The sequence below is a fragment of the Streptomyces sp. NPDC051322 genome, assembly GCF_040689485.1.
Classification (GTDB): Bacteria; Actinomycetota; Actinomycetes; order Streptomycetales; family Streptomycetaceae; genus Streptomyces.
Genome location: NZ_JBFBAK010000014.1, coordinates 79786 through 102104 on the forward strand (window position 1 = coordinate 79786; position 22319 = coordinate 102104).

Below are 22319 nucleotides of genomic sequence, written 5' to 3' on the forward strand. Positions count from 1 at the left end.
ATCACCCTTTCGTGTGCTTTTCACCAAAGACCTCAAGGGCGGCCTGAGCCAAGCCGACAAAGGATGCGTGACTACCCTTGCGCACTCCATGATGAGCCCCGCCCGCTCCGCCGAGTCAGGCCTCGCGGGCCCGGGCGAACGCGACCGCTACCCGTACGCCGAAACGCCCGGTACCGACCGGGTCGGTGCCCCCTCCTGGGGCGGCGGCGACGCCGAGTTGGGCCGGGCCGGCCGCCGCGCGACAGGCAGCCGTGGCCGCGGACTGCACGGTCAACTGGTTCAGCAGCTCGGACAGATGATCGTGTCCGGCGACCTCGGCGCAGACCGCCCACTCGTTCCCGAGGAGATCGGCCAGCGCTTCGAAGTCTCGCGCACAGTTGTCCGGGAATCCCTGCGCGTGCTCGAGGCCAAGGGCCTGGTCAGCGCCCGGCCCAATGTCGGGACCAGGGTGAGGCCGGTCAGTGACTGGAATCTGCTCGACCCGGACATTATCGAGTGGCGGGCCTTCGGGCCGCAGCGGGACGACCAGCGCCGTGAGCTGAGCGAGCTGCGCTGGACGATCGAGCCACTGGCTGCGCGTCTCGCGGCAGGGCATGGTCGGGAAGACGTGCAGCAGCGCCTCGCCGACATGGTGGAGATCATGAGCCATGCACTCGCCCAGGGCGATTCGATCACTTTCTCCCGCGCCGACGCCGAGTTCCACTCCCTGCTCATCCAGCTCGCGGGCAACCGGATGCTCGAGCATCTCTCGGGCATCGTCTCCGGCGCCCTGCAGGTCTCGGGTGGCCCCGCCACCGGGTGCGAGAGGCCGACCGAGATTTCACTCGTCCAGCACGCGCGCATCGCTGATGCGCTGGCCGCGAATGACCCCCAGGCTGCTGAGGCGGCCATGCGGCAGCTGCTCACGGCGCACCCGGACGTGGAGCGAGTCGTCCCTGCGCCGCGAGAGCACTGATCGAGCCGCACGCTCGGGGCGCAGCCACGCACGCAATCGTGTCGCCGGATCCCGGGGGTCCGGCGACATAATTGTGGGTAGATGTCCCGTATGGCGAGGTCGGTCGTGAATGAGGTGTGACTCGGGCCACGCAGATTGGGCGTAACACTCCTCGAAGCAACGCGATGACCTAAGAGGTGATGGCCGAAGAGGGAATGCAAGCGTCGTTGACGGCGCTGTACAGCTCCGAGGCTCAGCCCGCGCCGTCGGTACATCCCCAGCCGGCGGTCGTCGGTTCCTGACCCGCCAGGGGCGGAACCGGAAGCCGTTTCCATCGTTTCGAGAGGTTGTTCGTGTCGGCCAGCACATCCCGTACTCTCCCGCCGGAGATCGCCGAGTCCGAGTCTGTCATGGCGCTCATCGAGCGGGGAAAGGCTGATGGGCAGATCGCCGGTGACGACGTGCGCCGGGCCTTCGAGGCCGACCAGATTCCGGCCACCCAGTGGAAGAACGTTCTGCGCAGCCTCAACCAGATCCTCGAGGAAGAGGGTGTGACTCTGATGGTCAGTGCCGCGGAGTCGCCGAAGCGCACCCGCAAGAGCGTCGCAGCGAAGAGCCCGGTGAAGCGCACCGCCACCAGGACCGTAGCGGCCAAGACGACCACGGCGAAGACAGTTGCGGCCAGTGCGACACCGGCCGCCGAGAGCGTGGACGTCGTCGCTGAGGAAGTCGAAGACGCAGAGCCGGCCAAGGTGTCGGGTGTGAAGAAGGCGGCTGCCAAGAAGGCCGCCGTGAAGAAGACGGCGGCGAAGAAGACCGCCTCCAAGAAGGACGCCGACGAGGCACTCGACGGAGACGAGGCCGAGGAGAGCCCTGCGGCCAAGGCCGGCGAGGAAGAGGAAGAGGGCGGCGAGGCCAAGGGCTTCGTTCTCTCCGATGACGACGAGGACGACGCGCCCGCGCAGCAGGTCGCCGTCGCCGGTGCCACCGCCGACCCGGTCAAGGACTACCTGAAGCAGATCGGGAAGGTTCCGCTTCTTAACGCCGAGCAGGAGGTGGAGCTCGCCAAGCGCATCGAGGCCGGGCTCTTCGCCGAGGACAAGCTGGCAAACTCCGACAAGCTCGCGCCGAAACTCAAGCGTGAACTCGAGATCATCGCCGAGGACGGCCGCCGCGCGAAGAACCACCTCCTCGAGGCCAACCTGCGTCTGGTCGTCTCGCTCGCCAAGCGTTACACCGGTCGTGGCATGCTTTTCCTGGATTTGATCCAGGAGGGCAACCTCGGTCTGATCCGCGCGGTCGAGAAGTTCGACTACACCAAGGGCTACAAGTTCTCCACGTATGCCACCTGGTGGATCCGTCAGGCGATCACCCGTGCCATGGCTGACCAGGCCCGGACCATCCGTATCCCGGTGCACATGGTCGAGGTCATCAACAAGCTTGCGCGTGTCCAGCGCCAGATGCTCCAGGACCTGGGCCGCGAGCCCACCCCGGAGGAGCTGGCCAAGGAGCTCGACATGACCCCTGAGAAGGTCATCGAGGTCCAGAAGTACGGCCGGGAGCCGATTTCGCTTCACACCCCGCTGGGTGAGGACGGCGACAGCGAGTTCGGAGACCTCATCGAGGATTCCGAGGCAGTCGTTCCGGCCGACGCGGTCAGCTTCACGCTCCTCCAGGAGCAGCTGCACTCGGTTCTGGACACCCTGTCCGAGCGCGAGGCCGGTGTGGTCTCGATGCGCTTCGGCCTCACCGACGGCCAGCCGAAGACGCTCGACGAGATCGGCAAGGTCTACGGTGTGACCCGGGAGCGTATCCGGCAGATCGAATCGAAGACCATGTCGAAGCTGCGTCACCCGTCGCGTTCGCAGGTCCTGCGCGACTACCTCGACTGAGTGTCCACGACACCGCAACGGGCCCGGGCCCCCTTCGTGGGGCGCCCGGGCCCGTTGCGTGCCAGCCGTGTCAGTGCCGGCTGACGCCTGTCCATGCTGCCCGGCAAGGCGACAGCGGCGAGCCGCTGATCGTTCAGGAAGAGCTCATCGGCCGGCTCGTAGGGGCCGGCCCGGCTGCCGCCGGTGGCACACGGCCCGGGTGCAGGCGTTTCCGGCGGTGACTGGGACCCGTGGCGGTGTGGCAAGGCTGAGCCCGGGCCGGAGCCGGACATGAGAACGGGCGACCTCTCCTGATCTTTCCAGGCAAGGCCGCCCGTCGACCGGATTCAGTCCGGTCCCTGGCTCGTCGTGGATTCGAGGTATCAGCGATCCTCTTCTTCAGAATGGCCCGGGACGGCCGTCAGGCGGTCCGTCTCGTCCTGTATGTCCGCGGCGATCTTCTTGAGTTCTGGCTCGAACTTGCGACCGTGGTGGGCGCAGAAGAGCAGTTCGCCGCCGCTGGCCAGCACGACGCGCAGGTATGCCTGGGCGCCGCATCGGTCGCAGCGGTCAGCGGCCGTCAGCGGGCTCGCGGGGGTCAGAACAGTAGTCACGTCGCCTCTTCTCTAGCTCGACGAGCTGTCGTACCAGGGTCAACATCCAACCAGGCCGAAAACGTTCCCGCTCTCGGCTTTTCCTCGAAACTTTTTGTCAAGGTGGCCGTCTGCTGCCGGTTGGCGGCGAATGAGCCGTATTGCGCTGGCTTTACGGTTTCGCGTTGCTTGTCTTCTTGTGCCCTCCCGGCTGGCTGCCGGTTCGTTGATGAGGACGTGCCCGGAGCCTAAATGGTTCATGCCTCGAAGGGAACGTGATGTGCGCTTCACTCCAAGGAGGGATCGAACAAGTGTACGGTGCTGGTTTGGGACGGGAGTCTTCTAGGGTGGCGTAACACCGGCTCTACCAGGGCTCGGTACCCTCTGACGGGCGACCGACGCCCGGTCTTTACCCACTGGGGCCCCAAGTAAATTCAGCGAGGAGCGAACCGCGTGACCGCCGATACGTCCGTGCCGTCCACTGCGCTGCTGAGCGGAGCAGACCGTGATGGCTCCAACTACACCGCGCGGCACCTGCTCGTACTCGAAGGGCTCGAAGCCGTCCGTAAGCGGCCCGGCATGTACATCGGGTCCACCGACAGCCGCGGGCTCATGCACTGCCTCTGGGAGATCATCGACAATTCGGTCGATGAGGCTCTCGGGGGGTACTGCGACCACATCGACGTGATTCTCCACGAGGACGGTTCCGTCGAGGTCCGGGACAACGGGCGGGGCATCCCCGTCGATGTCGAGCCCAAGACCGGGCTCTCCGGCATCGAAGTCGTCATGACCAAGCTGCACGCCGGCGGGAAGTTCGGCGGCGGCTCCTATGCGGCATCCGGCGGTCTGCACGGTGTCGGTGCCTCGGTGGTCAACGCGCTCTCCGCGCGGCTGGATGTCGAGGTGGACCGCAATAGCGCCACGCATTCCATCAGTTTCCGCCGCGGGGTCCCCGGCATGTTCACCGAGGACGGCCCCGGCAGCCCCTTCGATCCGGCCAACGGCCTGCGCAAGGGCAAGCGGGTGCCCAAGACCCGAACCGGCACCCGGGTCCGCTACTGGGCCGACCAGCAGATCTTTCTCAAGGACGCCAAGCTCTCGCTGGATCATCTGTACCAGCGGGCCCGCCAGACGGCCTTCCTGGTGCCGGGCCTGACGCTTGTGGTGCGCGACGAGCGCGGACTGGACGACGCGGGCCCGTCGGAGGAGACCTTTCGTTTCGACGGCGGGATCAGCGAGTTCTGCGAGTACCTGGCCCAGGACAAGGCCGTGTGCGACGTACTGCGTCTCACCGGTCAGGGCACCTTCAAGGAGACCGTCCCGGTGCTCGATGACCGGGGCCACATGACGGCCACCGAGGTGAGCCGGGAACTCGGAGTGGATATCGCACTGCGCTGGGGTACCGGCTACGACACGACGATCAAGTCCTTCGTCAATATCATCGCCACGCCCAAGGGCGGCACGCATGTGTCCGGCTTCGAGCGATCCCTCACCAGGACCGTCAACGAGGTGCTGCGCTCAGCCAAGCTGCTGCGTGTCGCCGAGGACGACATCGTCAAGGACGATGCCTTGGAGGGGCTGACCGCGGTCGTGACGGTGCGGCTCGCGGAACCCCAGTTCGAGGGCCAGACCAAGGAGGTGCTCGGCACTTCTGCGGCCAACCGAATCGTCGCCAATGTTGTCGCCAAGGAGCTCAAGGCCTTCCTGACCTCCACCCGGCGTGACGCCAAGGCGCAGGCCCGCGCCGTCCTCGAGAAGGCCGTGGCCGCGGCCCGTACACGTATTGCGGCCCGCCAGCACAAGGACGCGCAGCGCCGCAAGACCGCACTGGAGTCCTCATCGCTGCCGGCCAAGCTCGCCGACTGCCGCAGCGACGACGTGGAGCGCAGCGAACTCTTCATCGTGGAGGGTGATTCCGCGCTCGGTACGGCGAAGCTCGCGCGGAACTCCGAATTCCAGGCGTTGCTGCCGATCCGCGGCAAGATTCTCAACGTCCAGAAGGCCTCGGTCTCCGACATGCTGAAGAACGCCGAGTGCGGCGCCATCATCCAGGTCATAGGAGCGGGGTCCGGCAGGACCTTCGACATCGACGCTGCGCGTTACGGCAAGATCGTGCTGCTGGTCGACGCCGATGTGGACGGCGCGCACATCCGCATCCTGCTGCTCACGCTCTTCCAGCGGTACATGCGGCCGATGGTGGAAGCGGGCCGGGTCTTCGCAGCGGTTCCGCCGCTGCACCGGATCGAGCTCGTACAGCCGAAGAAGGGCCAGGACAAGTACGTGTACACGTACTCCGACAACGAGCTGCGGCAGAAGCTGCTGGAGTTCCAGCGCAAGAACGTCCGCATCAAGGACTCGATCCAGCGCTACAAGGGTCTGGGCGAAATGGACGCCGACCAGCTGGCGGAGACCACCATGGACCCGCGTTTCCGTACGCTGCGGCGGATCAACATCGGTGATCTGGAATCCTCGGAGCAGGTCTTCGATCTGCTGATGGGCAACGAGGTCGCGCCGCGCAAGGAGTTCATCACCAGCTCGGCCGCGACGCTGGATCGCTCACGCATCGATGCCTGAGGTCCCGCCCCGTCCGTACGAGGCGTCCACCCGTGGGTGGAGACACATCTCCACCCACGGTCCACCTCTGCTCCGATCTGCTGATCAGGCCTTCTCCGTAGCGTCTAAGGCGTAATCCTTTCCCGCTCACCGGAGGCTCCCATGTCAGCGTCCACACTCACCGATGCCCTGGTGATGGTCGCGGTCGTCGCGCTGGTGCTTGTGCGGCAGTTCCGACCGCAGCAGATCACCCACGACAGGCGTTGGTGGCTGATCCCGGCGGTGCTGGTCTTCTTCGCGTTGCGCCAGCATGGTCTGCTCGATGCGCATCACCGCACCGAGTCCGTCGCGCTGATAGCGGCTGAGCTGCTCACCGGGCTGGCCGTGGGCGCGGCCTGGGCCTGGACGACCAAGGTGTGGACCGAGCCCGACGGCTCGGCCTGGGCCCGGGGCACGAAGGCAACCGCTGCCGTGTGGGTGCTCGGAATCGGCATACGGCTGGGAGTGGCTGGTATCGCGGCATTGGCCGGAGTGAAGCTGGGTTCGGGAGCGCTACTGCTTGCCTTGGCGGCCTCCTTGCTCGTCCGGTCGGGGGTGCTGGTGTGGCGGGCCGGGCGGATACAGCCGTCGTACGGTGTTTTTGCCCCCGGATCGCCGGAGCCGGCCTGGAAGGACCCCGTATGACGCCGAGTGCCTGGGCGAGCTGGCCCTCCCGTGAAGCGCTTTCCCGGAGCGGCCTGACCAAGCCGCGTCGTGATTTGGTGCGAGCCGCGCGGCTCGTCGGCCTAGGGGCGTTGATCTGGGGGGTTCTCACCAGGGACGACGTGAGCGGATGGATCGTTGCCGGAGCTGTGGTGGGCGTGGTGGGCTGCGCCTTCGCCGCGTGGGCTTTCCACCGGACGAGTCTGGAACACCGGCTCTGGCCCTCAGTGGGGCTGCTGGCTGTACTGATGGGCGCGGCTCTCGCCGCGCAGCAGACGGGATTCTCCGTTACCGCGACGGTTCTGTGGTGCGGTTGCGCGGTCACTGCGCTCGAGCGACTGCCCCTCGCGGCGGCTCTGCCCTGCACCGCCACCGCGCTCTGTGCCTACGCCCTGCTGAACAGCGACGCCCTGCTGACGACGGCGATCACCACCGCGGGGCTGGCTCTCGGTGGCTATGTGCTGCGTCTCGACGGCGAGGCGCGGGGCGCCGCAGAGCGACTGCTGGAGCAGGAGCGGGCCGCGCTGGCAGCGAAGGCCGAGTCGGCCGCGCTGGGCGAGCGTTCCCGTATCGCCCGGGAGATCCATGACGTCCTCGCACACAGCCTGTCCGCCCAGCTGGTGCACCTGGAGGCCGCCCGGCTCCTCATCGAGCGGGACGCGGGACGTGAGCAGGTCCTGGAGCGTGTGGTGGCTGCCCGGGGCATGGCACGGGAAGGGCTGGCCGAGACCCGGCAGGCGCTGTCCGCCCTGCGCGGTGAGATGACGCCGGTTGAGGACTTTCTGCAGGAGGTGGTCGGCGGCGCACGCCTCGCGGTGGCGGGAGAGCACCGTCCGCTGCCCGCAGAGGCGTCTCAGGCGGTGCGTCGAGTGGCTCAGGAGGCCATGACGAACGTACGCAAACATGCGCCGGGTGCCGAGGTGCGGGCCCGGCTCGAGTATCTGGCCGATGAGATCGTCTTGGAGATACGGGATTCAGGTGCCAGGACATCGGTGGACGAACTGGCTGTCAGTGGCTCGGGTTACGGTCTGATCGGAATGCAGGAGCGCGCCGAACTGCTCGGCGGGACCCTGGAAGCAGGACCGGACGAGGAGGGCTTCCTGGTGAGGCTGACGGTGCCGGCATGACGGCTCGGGTGGTGGTGGCCGACGACCAGTCCGTCGTGCGCGAGGGCATTGTGATGCTGCTGGGGCTGCTGCCCGGAATCGAGGTCGTCGGAGCGGCGAGGGACGGACTGGAGGCGGTGGCGCTGGTCGCCGAACATGCCCCCGATGTGGTCCTGATGGATCTGCGGATGCCCCGCTGCGACGGAGTGGAGGCCACCCGCAGAATCCGGGCCGAGCACCCGTCCACCCAGGTGGTTGTGCTCACGACGTTCTCGGACGACGACTCGCTCTTTGCCGCCCTGCGGGCCGGGGCCCGCGGCTACCTGACCAAGGACGCCGGGGGCGACGAGATCGTCCGGGCCGTCGAGAACGTCATGGCGGGGCAGGCGGGACTGTCGCCCAGCGTGCAGCGGATGCTGGTCGAGCGGGTCACGGCAGCGTCGCCCGTGCCAGAAGCCCCGGACATCGGGGAACTGCCCGACGGGCTCACCCGGCGCGAAGCCGAGATTCTGGCCCTGATCGCCGAAGGGCTCTCCAACCCGGAGATCGCGCGTGCCCTGCACATCTCCCCGGCCACGGTGAAGACACACATCAACAACCTCTTCGCCAAGACTGGCGTGCGCGACCGGGTGCAGGCCATGCGATACGCCTACAAGGAGGGTCTCGCACTCCCACCCGGTACATCCGTCACCTAATGGGGTGAAGACGGGGCGATAGGGGATAGGAAGTGCCTCGGAATACCCATCCTTGGGCACGCGACCGCAGCGGTTGCGCACAGGGAGAGGTGTTCGGTGGACAAGGACGAAGGGCTCGACGCTGCTGAGGTGCGGCTCGACGACCCCTGGTACGACGCGCTGGCCGCCGGCTGGGGCGAGTTGGACGGTAGCGGCGCACCCGCGGCAGTACCGGCACAGGCAACCCCGGCGGACAGCCTGAGCACGGCCGATATCTACCTGGCGGTGCAGAGCAGCGCAGCCTTCCAGGAAGTGCGCAGCCGCTACCGGGGGTTCGTCGTTCCCGCGGCGCTCGCCTTTTTCGCCTGGTACCTGGCGTATGTCGTGCTGGCCACGACGGCACCGGAGTTCATGGCCCGTCCGGTGGCCGGAGTGGTGAATCTGGCGATGCTGGCGGGCCTCGGGCAGTTTTTTTCCACCTTTCTGCTGACCTGGGCCTACACCCGTCATGCCCGCTTGCGCAGGGACCGGGCCGCGCTCGAGCTCCGCTGGGACACGCAGGAATTGACACGGGGGATCCACCGTTGAGCAGCGAGACGATCACCACGCAGCACCAGACGCTGGCCCTGCTGCTGTTCAGCGCGTTCGTCGCGGCCACGCTTGCGATCACCACCTGGGTGAGTCGCGACCGGCATGGCTCCGCAGAGGAGTTCTATGTGGGCGGTCGGCTGTTCTCTCCGATGGAGAACGGATTCGCCATCGCGGGGGACTACATGTCGGCCGCCTCCTTCCTCGGTATCTCCGGACTGATCGCGCTCTTCGGCTACGACGGCATGCTCTACTCGGTCGGCTTCCTCGTCGCCTGGCTGGTCGTCCTGTTGCTGGTCGCCGAACTGGTCCGAAACTGCGGCCGGTTCACCCTCGCCGACGTGGTCGCGGCCCGCATGAGAGAACGTCCCGTCCGGATCGCGGTGGGGTCCTCGTCGGTCACCGTGTCCGTGCTCTATCTGGTGGCGCAGATGGTCGGCGCCGGCAGTCTGGTGTCCCTGCTGCTCGGGAGTGACAGCGGGGCCGCCCAGGCATGGACCGTGATCGGCGTCGGAGCTCTGATGGTCGTCTATGTGACCCTCGGCGGAATGCGAGCCACCACCTGGATCCAGATCATCAAGACCGTGCTGCTGATGGCCGGATCGATTCTGCTCACCGTGCTCGTCCTGGTGCGATTCCACGGCAACATCAATCAGCTGCTGAGCTCCGCGGCGGACCACAGCGGCCACGGGAAGAGCTTTCTGGCTCCGGGCCTCAGATACGGCGGGGACTGGACATCGCGGTTCGACTTCATCAGCCTGGGACTCGCCCTGGTCCTCGGTACGGCAGGTCTGCCGCACATCCTGTCGCGCTTCTACACGGTGCCCACCGCCCGGGCCGCACGACGCTCGGTCGTCTGGTCCATCGGTCTCATCGGCGGCTTCTACCTGATGACGATCGTGCTCGGATTCGGCGCTGCGGCGCTGGTCGGCACGGATCAGGTGAAGGCGGCGAACCCCGCAGGCAACACCGCGGTCCCCCTGCTCGCGCTCGAAGTCGGCGGGGGAGCGGGCTCGACCGGCGGTACCGTGCTCTTCGCCGTGGTCGCTGCCGTCGCCTTCGCCACCATTCTGGCCGTGGTCGCCGGAATCACGCTCGCATCTTCGGCGTCCGTCGCTCACGACTTGTACGCCACGCTCCAGCGCCGCCATCCCCGGCAGCGCAGCGAAGTGGCGGTGGCCAGGCTCGCGGCGGTGGCGATCGGCTCCGTCGCGATCGCCCTCGGGCTGCTGGCGAAGGACCTCAACGTCGCGTTCCTGGTCGGTCTGGCATTCGCGGTGGCCGCCTCCGCGAATCTGCCGGTGCTGCTGTACTCGCTGTTCTGGCGGAACTTCACGACCCGGGGCGCGGTCTGGGCCGTCTGCGGAGGGCTGGTCCCCGCAGTCGTCCTTGTGGCGCTCTCACCCGTCGTCTCCGGGAGCCCGGGATCTCTCTTCCCGAGTGTGGACTTCCAGTTCTTCCCGCTGGAGAACCCGGGCCTGGTCTCCATTCCGCTCGGCTTTCTGGCGGGCTGGCTGGGCACTGTCACCTCCGACGAGCCGCCGGACGCTGCCCGGCACGCCGAGACGGAGGTGCGGTCACTGACCGGCGCCGGGGCCGTCTGAGCCGGGTACGGCCCAGGCGTAGCGGTGCTCGGGCCGCCCGGTGTCGCCGTACTTGAGTGTCAGGCGCAGTCGTCCCGTCTGTTCCAGCTGGCGCAGATAGCGCTGCGCGGTGGAGCGGCTCAGGCCCGTCCGTGCCGCCACCTCATGGGCCGACAACGGCTGCCCGGAACCGCTCAGCACGTCGCGGATCAGCTCGGACGTCGGTACCGAGTGACCGCTGGGCAGACCGGACGAGGCGGCGGGTCCTGCGGTGCGCAGCGCGCCGAAGATCCGGTCGACCTGCTCCTGGCCGGCCGATAGCCCGCTGCCGCCCACCCGGCTCACCGTGCGGCGGAGCGCGGCATAGCTGTCCAGGCGCGAGCGCAGCACGGAAAACGTGAACGGTTTGACCAGATAGTGCAGGGCGCCGTGCCGCATGGCGGCCTGCACGGTCGCCACATCTCCGGCCGCCGTCACCATGATCACATCCGTGTGATGGCCGAGCTGGCGCATCCGCTGGACCAGCGAGAGGCCCGTTTCGTCCGGCAGGTAGTGGTCGAGCAGCACCAGATCGATCCGCTCGCGTTCCAGTGCCGCCATCGCCTGGGCGGCGCTGTGCGCACGGGCGACGACACGGAAGCCGGGAACCCTCGACACATACGCAGCGTTGATCTCAGCGACACGGAAGTCGTCATCGACCACCAGTACATCAATCATCGGGCCGCTCTCTGTTTGGGCGTTGTTGCAACGTCGTAGTTGTAGCGTGCGCAAAACGAGCACAACAGTCTCTTGCAGGCACAAGACTGCCTTGTGCCTACAAGACTGCCGCTGTGGTGTCTGCCACATCTACGGTCCCGGTCCATGAGCACAGACAACAGCCCCGCCATTGAGCTGCGGGGCGCCAGCAAGACTTTCCGCACCCCGTCAGGTGTGCCGCACACCGCGGTACGAGATCTGGACCTGACCGTCAGCCGTGGTGAGTTCGTGGCCGTCGTCGGCCCCACGGGCTGCGGCAAGTCCACCACGCTGACCCTGGTCAGCGGTCTGGAGGAGCCCACCGAGGGCGAGGTGCTGGTGGCCGGTGAACCGGTCCGCGGCATCGGCGACAAGGTCGGGTTCGTCTTTCAGCAGGATGCCGTCTTTCCCTGGCGAACCGTGCTGTCGAACGTCATGGCGGGGCCGCTCTTCCGTGGGGCGCCGAAGGGCGAGGCCAAGGAGAAGGCCCGTGAGTGGCTGGCCCGGGTGGGTCTGTCGTCCTTCGAGGACCGTTATCCCCACCAGCTCTCCGGTGGACAGCGCAAGCGAGTGGCACTCGCTGCGACTCTGGTGAACGACCCCGAAATCCTGTTGATGGACGAGCCGTTCTCCGCGCTCGACGTCCAGACCAGGGCGCTGATGTCGGACGAACTGCTGGAACTGTGGTCGGGCACCGGGTCCTCCGTGGTCTTCGTCACACACGACCTGGAGGAGTCCATCGCGCTCGCCGACAAGGTGGTCGTGATGACGGCGGGTCCCGCGACCGTGAAGCAGGTCTTCGAGATCGATCTGCCGAGGCCGCGCAAGGTCGAGACCGTCCGACTGGAGCCGCGGTTCATCGAGATCTACCGGGAGATCTGGTCGTCGCTCGGCGAGGAAGTCCGTATTACGCGTGAGCGAGGTGCCGTCAATGCCGCCTGAGACCGAGTCGGCCGCGAAGGCCGCCGTCAAGACAGGAACGACCACTCAGCCGGGCGTCGCAGGGGCCGCCCTGGACCCGGCGTCGGCACTGAACAAGAGGTCGGGCCGGACCCAGGAACGTCAGCGGGCCGCCCGCAACCGGCGCTTCCTGGTGTACGCGAGCCGCGCCGTACTGCTGGTCGCGGTCATCGGCCTGTGGGAGGCGCTGGCCCGGGCCGGGGTCATCGACACCTTCAACTTCTCCATGCCCTCCAAGATCTGGGACCAGATCCAGTCCTGGGCCTTGCACGGCACCGCCCAGGGCTCCCTCTGGGAACAGATCTGGTACACGATGTACGAGGCGCTCGTCGGCTGGATCGTCGGTGTGATCGCCGGTGTGGTCCTGGGCATCACGCTCGGGCGGATCCGCTTCCTCTCCGATGTACTCGGTCCGTACATCAAGGTGCTCAATGCCATCCCGCGCATCGTGCTGGCGCCGATCTTCCTCATCTGGTTCGGTCTGGGCACCACCTCGAAGATCGCCTCCGCCGTCGTGCTGGTCTTCTTCCCGGTCTTCTTCAACGCCTTTCAGGGCGCCAAGGAGGTGGACCGGAACCTGGTCGCCAACGCCCGGATCCTGGGCGCGAGCAACCGGCGGGTCACCTTCCAGGTGGTCATCCCCTCCGCCACCTCCTGGATCTTCACCAGCCTCCACGTCAGCTTCGGCTTCGCGCTGATCGGCGCGATCGTCGGTGAGTACATCGGCGCGACCAAGGGTCTCGGGCTGCTGGTGTCCGCCTCGCAGAGCACCTTCAACGCCGCCGGCGTCTATGCGGCGATGGTGATCCTCGCGGTCGTGGCACTGCTCACCGAAGGGCTGCTCACCTTCGCCGAGCGGCGCCTGTTCAAGTGGCGGCCCGTCGAGGCCGGCAGCGAGCGCTGAGCGCAGAGCAGTGGGCGCCCCGTTCCGCCCCGTACGAGGTACGAATCGGCCCACCGATTCATCAATCGACTCATTTTGTATAAATCACAGGGACGTGATGAATATGCGCAGCATCATGAAGGTGTCAGCGGCCGCCGTGACGGGCGTGCTCGCGCTCACCGCGCTGACCGGCTGCGGAGGTGACTCCGCGGGCGAGGGCAAGAACGCCAACAAGGTCAAGATCATGGTAGGTGGCCTCGACAAGGTCATCTACCTGCCGGCGATGCTCACCCAGCGGCTCGGCTACTTCAAGGACGAGGGTGTCGACGTTTCGCTGCTGACCGAGCCGGCCGGCGTGCAGGCCGAGACCGCACTAGTCTCGGGCGACGTTCAGGGCACCGTCGGTTTCTACGACCACACCCTGGATCTTCAGGTGAAGGGCAAGCATGTGGAGTCCGTGGTGCAGTTGTCGCACGCACCCGGCGAGGTCGAGATGGTCTCCAACCAGGCCGCCGGGGACATCACCAGCCCCAAGGACTTCAAGGGCAAGAAGCTCGGTGTCACCGGCCTCGGCTCGTCCACCGACTTCCTCACCAAGTACCTGGCGGTCCACAACGGCGTGCAGACCAGTGAGTTCACGCCGGTCGCCGTGGGCGCGGGGCAGACGTTCGTGGCCGCGCTGAAGCAGGGCTCGATCCAGGGCGGGATGACCACCGACCCGACGGTCGCGAACATCCTGGACCAGAAGCTCGGCAAGGTCCTGCTCGACATGCGTACGCCCGAGGGCTCACAGGCGGCGCTCGGCGGCCCGTACCCGTCGTCAAGCCTGTACATGAACACCGAGTGGGTCAACGGGCACAAGGAGACGGTGCAGAAGCTGGCGAACGCCTTCGTGAAGACCCTGAAGTGGATGTCGTCGCACTCGCCGGAGGAGATCGCGGCGAAAATGCCGGCCGACTACGCGCAGGGCGGCAAGGCCCTTTACGCGCAGTCCATCAAGTCGACGCTGCCGATGTTCACCAAGGACGGCGTGATGCCCGCCAACGGCCCGGAGACGGTCGAGAGGGTCCTCAAGGCGTTCAACCCCAACCTCAAGAACGCCACGGTGGACCTCAGCAAGACGTACACGACGGAATTCGCCAAGAAGGCCCACTAGCAGGAACTCCCGAGAGGCCGGGGCTCACCGCGCACCACCCACCGCGGTGAGCCCCGGCTCGCTCAGGGCCTCCGGGAGCACGACGGTGAACCGGGCCCCGCCCTCCGTGCTCTCGCCCACCCGAGCGCTGCCGCCCTGCCGCTCGGCGAGCCGGCGGACCAGGGCCAGCCCCAGTCCGCGCTTGCCGTGCGCAGGCGGCTTTTTGGTCGACCAGCCCTCCGTGAAGATCAGTTCGCGCTGGTTCTCAGGGACCCCGGCGCCGCTGTCGCTGACCCGCAGCACCGCGGTACGCCCCTGTGCGCGGAGCTCCACCTCGACCTGCGCGCCCGCCGCCGCGGACACCGCGTCCAGGGCGTTGTCCACCAGATTGCCGACGATCGTCACCAGGCCCTGCGGGTCCACCAGTCGGTCGGGCAGCAGCGTGTCGGGGGTGAGCCGCAGCGGGACCCCGCGCTCCGCGGCGACGGTGGCCTTGCCGACGAGCAGTGCTGCCAGCAGTGGGTCGTGGATCTTCTCGGTGATCTGCTCCGCCGTGGTGCGGTGCACGCCGACCACCTCGGTGATGAAGTCCGTCGCCTCCTCGTGCATCTCCAGTTCGAGCAGGCCGAGGAGGGTGTGCAGCCGGTTGGCGTGCTCGTGGTCCTGGGCCCGCAGCGCGTCGATCAGCCCGCGGGTGGAATCGAGCTCGCGGCCGAGTTGTTCGAGTTCGGTCCTGTCGCGGAGGGTGGCCACCGCGCCGCCGTCGTCGGTCGGCATCCGGTTGGTGACCAGAACCCGCCGGCCGCGCACGGTCAGCAGATCGTCACCGGTGACCCGCCCGGCCAGCACGTCGGCTATGCGTCCCTCGCCGAGCGCCTCGGCGAGGGGCAGCCCGATGACCTGCGGGCCGAGGTTCAGCAGCCGCTGGGCCTCGTCGTTCATCAGCCGGATCCTGTCTCCCCGGTCGAGGGCCACGACGCCTTCCCGGATGCCGTGCAGCATCGCCTCACGCTCCGCGAGCAGCGCCGCGATGTCCGAGAACGCAAGGTCGTGAGTCTGTCGCTGGAGACGGCGCGAGATCAGATATGCGGCCAGCGCTCCGGCGGCGAGTGCGCCGCCGGCATAGGCAAGCAGGCCGGGCACCATCGAGACCAGGTGGCCGCGCACGCTGTCGTACTTGATACCGACCGAGACCGCGCCGACGATCCGGTGCCGGGCATCACGCAGCGGCACCTTGCCACGGGCGGAGCGACCGAGGGTGCCGGTGTCGATCTCCATCACCTCGTGGCCGGAGAGCGGCGCCTCGGCGCTGGTGGAGACGACCTTGCCGATCTGGGCGGGGGTGGTGTGCGACCAGCGCACCCCATGGAGGTCGCAGATCACGATGTACTCGGCCCCGGTCGCCTTACGGATCCGCTCCGCGTTGGCCTGCACCGGGCCGTCCACCGTGGGCGGTGTGGTGAGAAGCTCCTCGGCGATCGCCGGTGAGGCGGTGGTCTCAGCGATCGCGAGGGCGCGCCGCATGGCCTGATCGTCGAGCTGCGCGCTGAGCGGACGCAGAAAGAGACCGGTGGCCAGTACGGCGACTCCGCCCGCTATGGCCAGTTGCATCAGCAGTACCTGGGAGAAGACACGCTGAGGCAGGCCGATGCGGAGCCTCCTGGGCTGTCCGGTGTTCATGTGGACGAACGGTAGAGGGCCGGGGCGACAACCGGAAGATTCCCCTGTTACGCAAACCGCTTGCGTCACTTGCGCTAATCTTGCGCGCATGACGCGACGACTTGCACAGGTAGCCCGGAAGGTGGGGGTCAGTGAGGCCACCGTCAGCCGGGTGCTCAATGGTCGGCCCGGAGTCTCCGAGGCCACTCGGCAGGCGGTTCTCTCCGCCCTCGACGTCCTGGGCTATGAGCGCCCGACCCAGCTGCGGGGCGAGCGTGCCCGGCTGGTCGGTCTGGTGCTCCCGGAACTCCAGAATCCGATCTTCCCCGCCTTCGCCGAAGTCGTCGGCGGCGCCCTCGCGCAGCAGGGGCTGACGCCGGTGCTGTGCACTCAGACCAAGGGCGGAGTATCCGAGTCCGATTACGTGGAGCTGCTGCTGGAGCAACAGGTCTCCGGTGTGGTGTTCGCCGGCGGTCTCTATCACCAGTTGGACGCCGCCCATGACCACTACAAGGTGCTCGCGGACCGCAGGATTCCGGTGGTGCTGATCAATGCGGCCATCGCCCATCTCGGTTTTCCGGGCGTCTCCTGTGACGACGCGGTCGCGCTGGATCAGGCCTGGCGCCATCTCGCCTCGCTGGGGCACGAGCGGATCGGCCTGGTGCTCGGGCCGAGCGACCACGTGCCGTCCATGCGCAAGCTCGATGCCGCGCGGGCGATCGCGGCGGAACTCGGCGCCGAACTGCCCGACGAGCGCGTCGTGCGCGCCATGTTCTCACTCGAAGGCGGTCAGGCGGCGGCGACCCGGCTGCTGGACCAGGGAGTCACCGGAGTCATCTGCGCGAGCGACCCGCTTGCGCTCGGAGCCGTCCGCGCCGCCCGTCGGCGAGGCCTGGCGGTGCCGAAGGACGTCTCGATCGTGGGCTATGACGATTCGGCATTCATGAACTGCACGGATCCGCCGCTGACCACCGTCCGCCAGCCCATCGAAGCCATGGGCCGAGCCGCTGTGGAGCTGCTGTCGGTGCAGATCGGGGGCGCTGCGGTGCCCTCGGACGAGCTGCTCTTCGAACCCGAACTCGTGGTGCGGGGCTCCACTGCGCAGGTGCCACGCCCGGGAGCCCGCTGATTGTCGAATATTTGCGGAATCTGCGCGACATCTTGCGGACTCCGGTGGTCGGTGGTTGAGTTTGCGCCGCCCCACAGCGACGCAGTTGTGGGCTTCCCGCGCTCTTGCCCACAAGGGGACCATCGATGAGAAGCACCTGGTTCCGCCCGACCCACCGCCGTACGACGGCGGCGGCCCTTGTCTCCGCTCTCGCGCTGACCGCGCTTGCCGCTTGCGGCACCAGCAGCAGCGATGAGAGCAAGGCATCAGGTGGCGGCAGCTCCGACCCGTCCGCCCCACTCGATCCCAAGACCAAGGTCACGCTGACCATGGACTGCATGCCACCGGCGGCGAAAGCCGCCGAGCTGCGCGAGTGGAAGGAAGACATCAAGACGTTCAACAAGCAGTACCCGAACGTCAAGATCGAAGGAAAGTCGACGCCCGGCCAGTGCGAGGAGCCGACCCGCTTCACCGCGGCGCTGAAGGGCAAGTCGCAGCCCGACGTCTTCTACACGTACTTCACTGATCTTCAGCAGGTGCTGGACAACAACGGCGCCGCCGACATCTCGGCGTATGTGAACGAGAAGACCGTCCCGGCGCTGGCCGGCATCGACCCCGACGTGATGAGCGTCCTCAAGAAGGACGGCAAGCTCTACGGTCTGCCCACCAGCAACTACACCATGGGCCTCATGATCAACCGCAAGCTCTTCAAGCAGGCGGGGCTGGACCCGAACAAGCCGCCCACGACCTGGGAGGAGGTCCGCAAGGACGCCAAGGCCATCGCAGGTCTCGGTAAGGGCATCGCCGGGTACGGCGACTACAGCGCGACCAACCAGGGCGGCTGGCACTTCACCGCGGAGATGTACGGCCTCGGCGGCGACGTCGTCACGCCGGACGGCAGGAAGGCGGCCTTCAACGACGACATCGGCAAGCAGGTCCTGTCGAACCTCAAGGCGATGCGCTGGGACGACGACAGCATGGGCAAGACCCAGCTGCTGAAGTGGGGCGATCTGCAGAAGCAGATGTCCACCGACAAGCTGGGGATGTTCCTCGCCGCCCCGGACGACCTCACCTACATGGTCCAGCAACTCGGCGCCACGTACGAGAACTACGGTATGGGGCCGATCCCCGGCGGTCACGCCACGCTCTTCGGCGGCAATGACTACATGTTCAAGCAGGGCAGTTCCCCGGACAAGATCAAGGCCGCCATCGCCTGGGTGAACTTCAAGACGCTCACCCCGGGCAAGGGACAGTTCGACTGGGCGCGCTCGAAGTCCGACGCGCTGCCCGTGGGACTGCCACAGCCGAACTTCTGGACCGGCGACATCAAGGCGAAGGACCTGCAATCCCGCACCGACAACGCCACCATGCCGGTCGAGAACTTCAAGCCCTTCATGGACAACCCGGTCAAGGGCAAGGCCGAACCGGCCAAGGCGCAGGAGATCTACAAGGTCCTCGACAACGCGATGTCGGGCGTCCTGACCAACAAGAACGCGAACATCGACAAACTGCTCTCTACCGCCGAGCAGCAGGTCAACCAGGTCCTGGCGAACCAGTAAGAGACCGACGAGGGCCGGGACTTCGCGGTCCCGGCCCGGACCCGACCGGACCCGGCGCCAAGGAGAGACCATGTCGGCCCCCACCCTGCCCGTGAGCAGCAAGCAGACGCAGCCGCCGCACCGCGGCGGCCCGCCACCGGAAGCACGACGTGAGGTGTTCGTCCGCGGTGTGCGCCGCAACCTCTCGGCGCACGGCTTTCTGATCGGCGCCGTGCTCTGCTTCGCGTTCTTCTCGTGGTACCCGATGGTCAGGGAGTTCCTCCTGGCCTTCCAGAAGACCGAAGCAGGAAAAACCACCTGGGTCGGTCTGGACAACCTGGAGTACGTGTTCCACGACCCGGCCTTCTGGCAGGCCTGGCGCAACACCCTGCTCTTCACGGCCCTTGCGCTGCTCCTCGGCTTCCTCGTCCCGTTCGTCATAGCAATCGTGATCAACGAATTCCGGCACGCCCAGGGGTTCCTGCGCCTGCTGGTCTACCTGCCCGTCATGCTGCCGCCGGTCGCCTCGGTGCTGCTCTTCAAGTACTTCTACGACCCCGGATACGGACTCTTCAACGGTGTCCTGCACTTTCTGCATCTGCCCGAACAGCAATGGCTCCAGTCCACCAGCACCGCGATGCTCTCCGTGGTCATTGCCGCGACCTGGATGAACATGGGCGGCGCGACCCTGATCTACCTCGCCGCGCTGCAGGGCATACCCGGGGAGCTGTACGAAGCGGCCGAACTCGACGGAGCCGGGCTCCTCAGCAAGATCTGGCATGTCACGATCCCGCAGACCCGGCTGATCCTCTCGTTGCTCCTGCTGATGCAGATCATCGCGACCATGCAGGTCTTCACCGAGCCCTTCCTGCTGACCAACGGCGCCGGCCCGGAGGGTTCGACGACCACCGTCGTCTACCTGATCTACCAGTACGCCTTCAATTTCAACAACTACGGCGGCGCCGCCGCCCTCGGCCTGGTCCTGCTCGTGCTGCTGGCCGGCTTCTCGGCGGCGTACGTCCGACTCAGCCGCGACAGCGAGAGCTAGGAGTACGACGATGGCAGAGCGCACTCTGATCTCACCGGCGCAGCTGGGCCGCCCCCGGGGCAAGACCGTCTACTGGACCGTTCTGACCCTGGTGGTGCTGCTGTTCACCCTGGTCTTCCTCGGCCCGCTGTACTGGATGGTGACCGGGGGCCTGAAGACCGCGCAGGAGTTCGCGCAGTCGCCGCCCACCACGGTCCCCAAGAGCTTCCACCCGGAGAACTACTCGCATGCGTGGAAGGTGATGCAGCTGTCCAAGCTGCTCCTCAACACGCTCTACTACGCCTTCGGCGCACTGGCCTTCCAACTCGTCTTCGACGTCGCTGCCGCCTATTCGCTGTCCAAGCTGAGACCCGTCCTCGGCAAGGTCATCCTCGGCATGATGCTGGCGACGCTGATGATTCCGGCGACGGTGCTCGTCGTGCCGCAGTACCTCACGGTTCTCGATGTGCCGATCTTCCAGCGCAATCTGCTGAACTCGCCCTGGGTGATCTGGCTTCCCTCGGTCACCAACGCCTTCAACATCTTCCTGCTGAAGCGGTTCTTCGACTCGATCCCGCGGGAGCTTCTTGATGCGGCGTCCATCGACGGGGCCTCGCCCCTGCGGACGCTGCGCTCCGTGGTGCTGCCGATATCCCGTCCCATCCTGGGCGTGGTCTCGATCTTCGCGGTCGTCGGGGTCTGGAAGGACTTCCTCTGGCCGATGCTCACGCTGCCCGACCCGAGCAAGCAGACCCTGAACGTCGGAATCTACTCGCTGGCCCAGGGGGTGCCGGAGAACTGGCTCATCGCCGCGCTCGCCATGGCGTCGGCACCGACGCTGATCATCTTCCTGATCTTCCAGCGCAACATCATGAGCGGCCTGACCGCGGGCAGCCTCAAGGGCTGACCGCCGCCGGACCGCCGCAGCACCCGTAACGCGCTCGCTGAGCGGACCTTCCTGAAGCACACCTCTCTGAGCACACCTCTCTGAGCACTCCGTCGCCGGCCTCTCACCGGCGCCCCGCTGTCCGGGGCCGGCGGCGGAGTCCCACCTGCCCGAAAGGACCGTCACGTGGCAGACATCCTCCCGTCCGAGGCCACCGAAGACTGGTGGCGAACCGCCGCCATCTACGAGGTGTACGTCCGCAGTTTCGCCGATGCGGACGGTGACGGCACCGGTGATCTGGCGGGCGTGCGGAGCAAACTGCCGTACCTTGCCGGGCTCGGCGTCGACGCCCTCTGGTTCACGCCGTGGTACCTCTCGCCGCTCGCCGACGGTGGTTACGACGTGGCCGACTACCGCACCATCGACCCCGCCTTCGGCACCCTCGGCGAGGCCGAGAAACTCATCGCCGAGGCCCGCGAACTGGGCATCCGTACCATCGTCGACATCGTGCCCAACCACGTGTCCGACCAGCACGCCTGGTTCAGGGCGGCACTGGCGGCCGGTCCCGGCAGCCCGGAGCGCGAGCTGTTCCACTTCAGGCCGGGGCGCGGCGAGAACGGTGAACTGGCGCCCAACGACTGGCCGTCGCAGTTCGCCGGATCCACCTGGACCCGCGTCGAGGACGGCGAGTGGTACCTCCACCTCTTCGCGCCCGAGCAGCCCGACCTCAACTGGGCCCATCCCGTGGTCCGTAAAGAACACGAGGACGTGTTGCGCTTCTGGTTCGAGCGAGGTGTCGCCGGCGTACGGATCGATTCCGCGGCGCTGCTCACCAAGGCCGAGGGGCTGCCCGACTTCGTGGAGGGCCGCGATCCGCACCCGTATGTCGACCAGGACGAGATCCACGACGTCTACCGCTCATGGCGTGCCATCGCCGACGCATACGGCGGCGTCTTCGTCGGAGAGGTCTGGCTGCCCGACTCCGAGCGCTTCGCACGCTACCTGCGCCCGGACGAACTGCACACGGCCTTCAACTTCACCTTCCTGTCGTGCCCGTGGGATGCCGGCCGACTGCGCAACGCCATCGAGGGGACGCTCGCCGAGCACGCACCGGTCGGCGCCCCGGCGACGTGGGTGCTGTGCAATCACGACGTGACGCGTACGGTCACCCGCTACGGGCGTGCGGACACCGGGTTCGACTTCGCGACCAAGGCCTTCAGCACCCCAACCGACCTGGAGCTGGGTACCCGCAGGGCCCGCGCTGCGGCGCTGCTCTCGCTCGCCCTGCCCGGTTCGGTCTATCTCTACCAGGGCGAGGAGCTGGGGCTGCCCGAGGCCGAGATTCCGCTGGACCGGATTCAGGACCCGATGCACTTCCGCTCCGGCGGCAGCGATCCGGGCCGGGACGGCTGCCGGGTGCCACTACCCTGGACAACCGAGGCGCCGGCCGCCGAGCCCTGGCTTCCGCAGCCGGCAGGCTGGTCGGATTACGCCGCCGAAGTCCAGGCCGGAGACCCGTCTTCGATGCTGTCGCTGTACCGCACGGCTCTGCGACTGCGCCGTGCGGAGGCCGGTTTCAAGGGGGCCGCGCTGAGCTGGCTGCCGGCCGCGGACGGCGTTCTCTCCTTCGCCCGGTCCGACGGCCTGCGCTGCGTCGTCAACCTGGCTGCCGAGCCCGCCGGACTTCCCGGTCATGCGCGGGTGCTGCTCACCAGCGGCCCGCTGGACGACCGAGGCCGACTCCCGCAGGACACGGCGGTCTGGCTGCGGGTCTGACCTCACGG

19 protein-coding genes are annotated in these 22319 nt (G+C 67.3%); 16 read left to right on the forward strand and 3 right to left on the reverse strand.

The window, feature by feature from the left end; all coding sequences use genetic code 11:
• Window positions 1–67 precede the first annotated feature (67 nt).
• Together AB0436_RS27300 and AB0436_RS27305 are read left to right on the forward strand one after the other, a co-directional pair.
• The gene (locus AB0436_RS27300) at window positions 68–955 is read left to right on the forward strand and encodes a FadR/GntR family transcriptional regulator (RefSeq protein ID WP_366470601.1); all 888 of its coding nucleotides are present in this window, start codon (window positions 68–70) and stop codon (window positions 953–955) included.
• A 332-nt stretch (window positions 956–1287) separates the two neighbouring features.
• Entirely contained in the window at window positions 1288–2826 is a 1539-nt protein-coding gene (locus tag AB0436_RS27305) for an RNA polymerase sigma factor (protein ID WP_366470602.1), read from the forward strand.
• A 362-nt stretch (window positions 2827–3188) separates the two neighbouring features.
• Here AB0436_RS27305 and AB0436_RS27310 read toward each other — a convergent pair whose 3' ends face one another.
• Window positions 3189–3419, reverse strand: a complete 231-nt coding sequence (locus AB0436_RS27310) for a hypothetical protein (RefSeq protein ID WP_365851396.1) — start codon at window positions 3417–3419, stop codon at window positions 3189–3191.
• Between the two features lie 432 nt (window positions 3420–3851).
• On the opposite strand from AB0436_RS27310, the gene AB0436_RS27315 reads away from it, so the two are divergent.
• The 6 genes from AB0436_RS27315 (at window position 3852) to AB0436_RS27340 (ending at window position 10625) form a co-directional block, all read left to right on the forward strand.
• The gene (locus AB0436_RS27315; protein WP_366470603.1) at window positions 3852–5972 is read left to right on the forward strand and encodes a DNA topoisomerase IV subunit B; all 2121 of its coding nucleotides are present in this window, start codon (window positions 3852–3854) and stop codon (window positions 5970–5972) included.
• A gap of 141 nt (window positions 5973–6113) precedes the next feature.
• Complete coding sequence (locus AB0436_RS27320; protein WP_366470604.1) at window positions 6114–6635, forward strand: DUF1453 domain-containing protein; 522 nt, start codon at window positions 6114–6116, stop codon at window positions 6633–6635.
• Window positions 6632–7780, forward strand: a complete 1149-nt coding sequence (locus tag AB0436_RS27325) for a histidine kinase (RefSeq protein WP_366470605.1) — start codon at window positions 6632–6634, stop codon at window positions 7778–7780. The genes AB0436_RS27320 and AB0436_RS27325 overlap by 4 nt, the downstream gene beginning before the upstream one ends.
• A complete protein-coding gene (locus AB0436_RS27330; protein ID WP_366470606.1) occupies window positions 7777–8454 on the forward strand; it encodes a response regulator transcription factor in 678 nt (225 codons plus the stop codon). The genes AB0436_RS27325 and AB0436_RS27330 overlap by 4 nt, the downstream gene beginning before the upstream one ends.
• Window positions 8455–8550: 96 nt before the next feature.
• On the forward strand, window positions 8551–9021 hold the full coding sequence (locus AB0436_RS27335) for a DUF485 domain-containing protein (protein ID WP_366470607.1): 471 nt from the start codon (window positions 8551–8553) through the stop codon (window positions 9019–9021).
• Window positions 9022–9032: 11 nt separating this feature from the next.
• Entirely contained in the window at window positions 9033–10625 is a 1593-nt protein-coding gene (locus AB0436_RS27340) for a cation acetate symporter (protein WP_366470630.1), read from the forward strand.
• On the opposite strand, the gene AB0436_RS27345 is transcribed toward AB0436_RS27340, so the two are convergent.
• The gene (locus AB0436_RS27345; protein ID WP_366470608.1) at window positions 10599–11321 is read right to left on the reverse strand and encodes a response regulator; all 723 of its coding nucleotides are present in this window, start codon (window positions 11319–11321) and stop codon (window positions 10599–10601) included. The two genes, AB0436_RS27340 and AB0436_RS27345, sit on opposite strands and share 27 nt — an antisense overlap.
• A 144-nt stretch (window positions 11322–11465) precedes the next feature.
• On the opposite strand from AB0436_RS27345, the gene AB0436_RS27350 reads away from it, so the two are divergent.
• The 3 genes from AB0436_RS27350 to AB0436_RS27360 all read left to right on the forward strand — a co-directional run bounded on the left by AB0436_RS27350 (window position 11466) and on the right by AB0436_RS27360 (window position 14338).
• A complete protein-coding gene (locus tag AB0436_RS27350) occupies window positions 11466–12281 on the forward strand; it encodes an ABC transporter ATP-binding protein (RefSeq protein WP_366470609.1) in 816 nt (271 codons plus the stop codon).
• Window positions 12271–13203: an ABC transporter permease gene (locus AB0436_RS27355; protein WP_366470610.1), complete on the forward strand. Its 933-nt coding sequence runs from the start codon at window positions 12271–12273 to the stop codon at window positions 13201–13203. Before AB0436_RS27350 ends, AB0436_RS27355 begins: the two co-directional genes overlap by 11 nt.
• Window positions 13204–13306: 103 nt before the next feature.
• Window positions 13307–14338: an ABC transporter substrate-binding protein gene (locus AB0436_RS27360; protein ID WP_366470611.1), complete on the forward strand. Its 1032-nt coding sequence runs from the start codon at window positions 13307–13309 to the stop codon at window positions 14336–14338.
• Between the two features lie 24 nt (window positions 14339–14362).
• On the opposite strand, the gene AB0436_RS27365 is transcribed toward AB0436_RS27360, so the two are convergent.
• Entirely contained in the window at window positions 14363–15997 is a 1635-nt protein-coding gene (locus tag AB0436_RS27365; protein ID WP_366470612.1) for a sensor histidine kinase, read from the reverse strand.
• An 88-nt stretch (window positions 15998–16085) separates the two neighbouring features.
• On the opposite strand from AB0436_RS27365, the gene AB0436_RS27370 reads away from it, so the two are divergent.
• The 5 genes from AB0436_RS27370 (at window position 16086) to AB0436_RS27390 (ending at window position 22311) form a co-directional block, all read left to right on the forward strand.
• Window positions 16086–17105, forward strand: coding sequence for a LacI family DNA-binding transcriptional regulator (locus AB0436_RS27370; RefSeq protein ID WP_366470613.1), 1020 nt, complete (start codon window positions 16086–16088; stop codon window positions 17103–17105).
• A gap of 125 nt (window positions 17106–17230) precedes the next feature.
• Entirely contained in the window at window positions 17231–18643 is a 1413-nt protein-coding gene (locus AB0436_RS27375; protein ID WP_366470614.1) for an extracellular solute-binding protein, read from the forward strand.
• A gap of 70 nt (window positions 18644–18713) precedes the next feature.
• On the forward strand, window positions 18714–19670 hold the full coding sequence (locus AB0436_RS27380; protein WP_366470615.1) for a sugar ABC transporter permease: 957 nt from the start codon (window positions 18714–18716) through the stop codon (window positions 19668–19670).
• A gap of 10 nt (window positions 19671–19680) precedes the next feature.
• Window positions 19681–20556 carry a carbohydrate ABC transporter permease gene (locus AB0436_RS27385; protein WP_366470616.1) on the forward strand — a complete coding sequence of 292 codons (876 nt, stop codon included), beginning with the start codon at window positions 19681–19683 and terminating at the stop codon, window positions 20554–20556.
• Window positions 20557–20721: 165 nt separating this feature from the next.
• Entirely contained in the window at window positions 20722–22311 is a 1590-nt protein-coding gene (locus AB0436_RS27390) for a glycoside hydrolase family 13 protein (RefSeq protein ID WP_366470617.1), read from the forward strand.
• The last annotated feature ends 8 nt before the right edge of the window (window positions 22312–22319 follow it).

Coding starts and splice junctions, on each gene's coding strand:
- AB0436_RS27330 (WP_366470606.1), top strand. CDS start 7,777: ATGACGGCTCGGGTGGTGGTGGCCGACGACCAGTCCGTCGTGCGCGAG.
- AB0436_RS27320 (WP_366470604.1), top strand. CDS start 6,114: ATGTCAGCGTCCACACTCACCGATGCCCTGGTGATGGTCGCGGTCGTC.
- AB0436_RS27375 (WP_366470614.1), top strand. CDS start 17,231: ATGAGAAGCACCTGGTTCCGCCCGACCCACCGCCGTACGACGGCGGCG.
- AB0436_RS27380 (WP_366470615.1), top strand. CDS start 18,714: ATGTCGGCCCCCACCCTGCCCGTGAGCAGCAAGCAGACGCAGCCGCCG.
- AB0436_RS27350 (WP_366470609.1), top strand. CDS start 11,466: ATGAGCACAGACAACAGCCCCGCCATTGAGCTGCGGGGCGCCAGCAAG.
- AB0436_RS27355 (WP_366470610.1), top strand. CDS start 12,271: ATGCCGCCTGAGACCGAGTCGGCCGCGAAGGCCGCCGTCAAGACAGGA.
- AB0436_RS27360 (WP_366470611.1), top strand. CDS start 13,307: ATGCGCAGCATCATGAAGGTGTCAGCGGCCGCCGTGACGGGCGTGCTC.
- AB0436_RS27345 (WP_366470608.1), bottom strand. CDS start 11,321: ATGATTGATGTACTGGTGGTCGATGACGACTTCCGTGTCGCTGAGATC.
- AB0436_RS27370 (WP_366470613.1), top strand. CDS start 16,086: ATGACGCGACGACTTGCACAGGTAGCCCGGAAGGTGGGGGTCAGTGAG.
- AB0436_RS27365 (WP_366470612.1), bottom strand. CDS start 15,997: ATGAACACCGGACAGCCCAGGAGGCTCCGCATCGGCCTGCCTCAGCGT.
- AB0436_RS27385 (WP_366470616.1), top strand. CDS start 19,681: ATGGCAGAGCGCACTCTGATCTCACCGGCGCAGCTGGGCCGCCCCCGG.
- AB0436_RS27325 (WP_366470605.1), top strand. CDS start 6,632: ATGACGCCGAGTGCCTGGGCGAGCTGGCCCTCCCGTGAAGCGCTTTCC.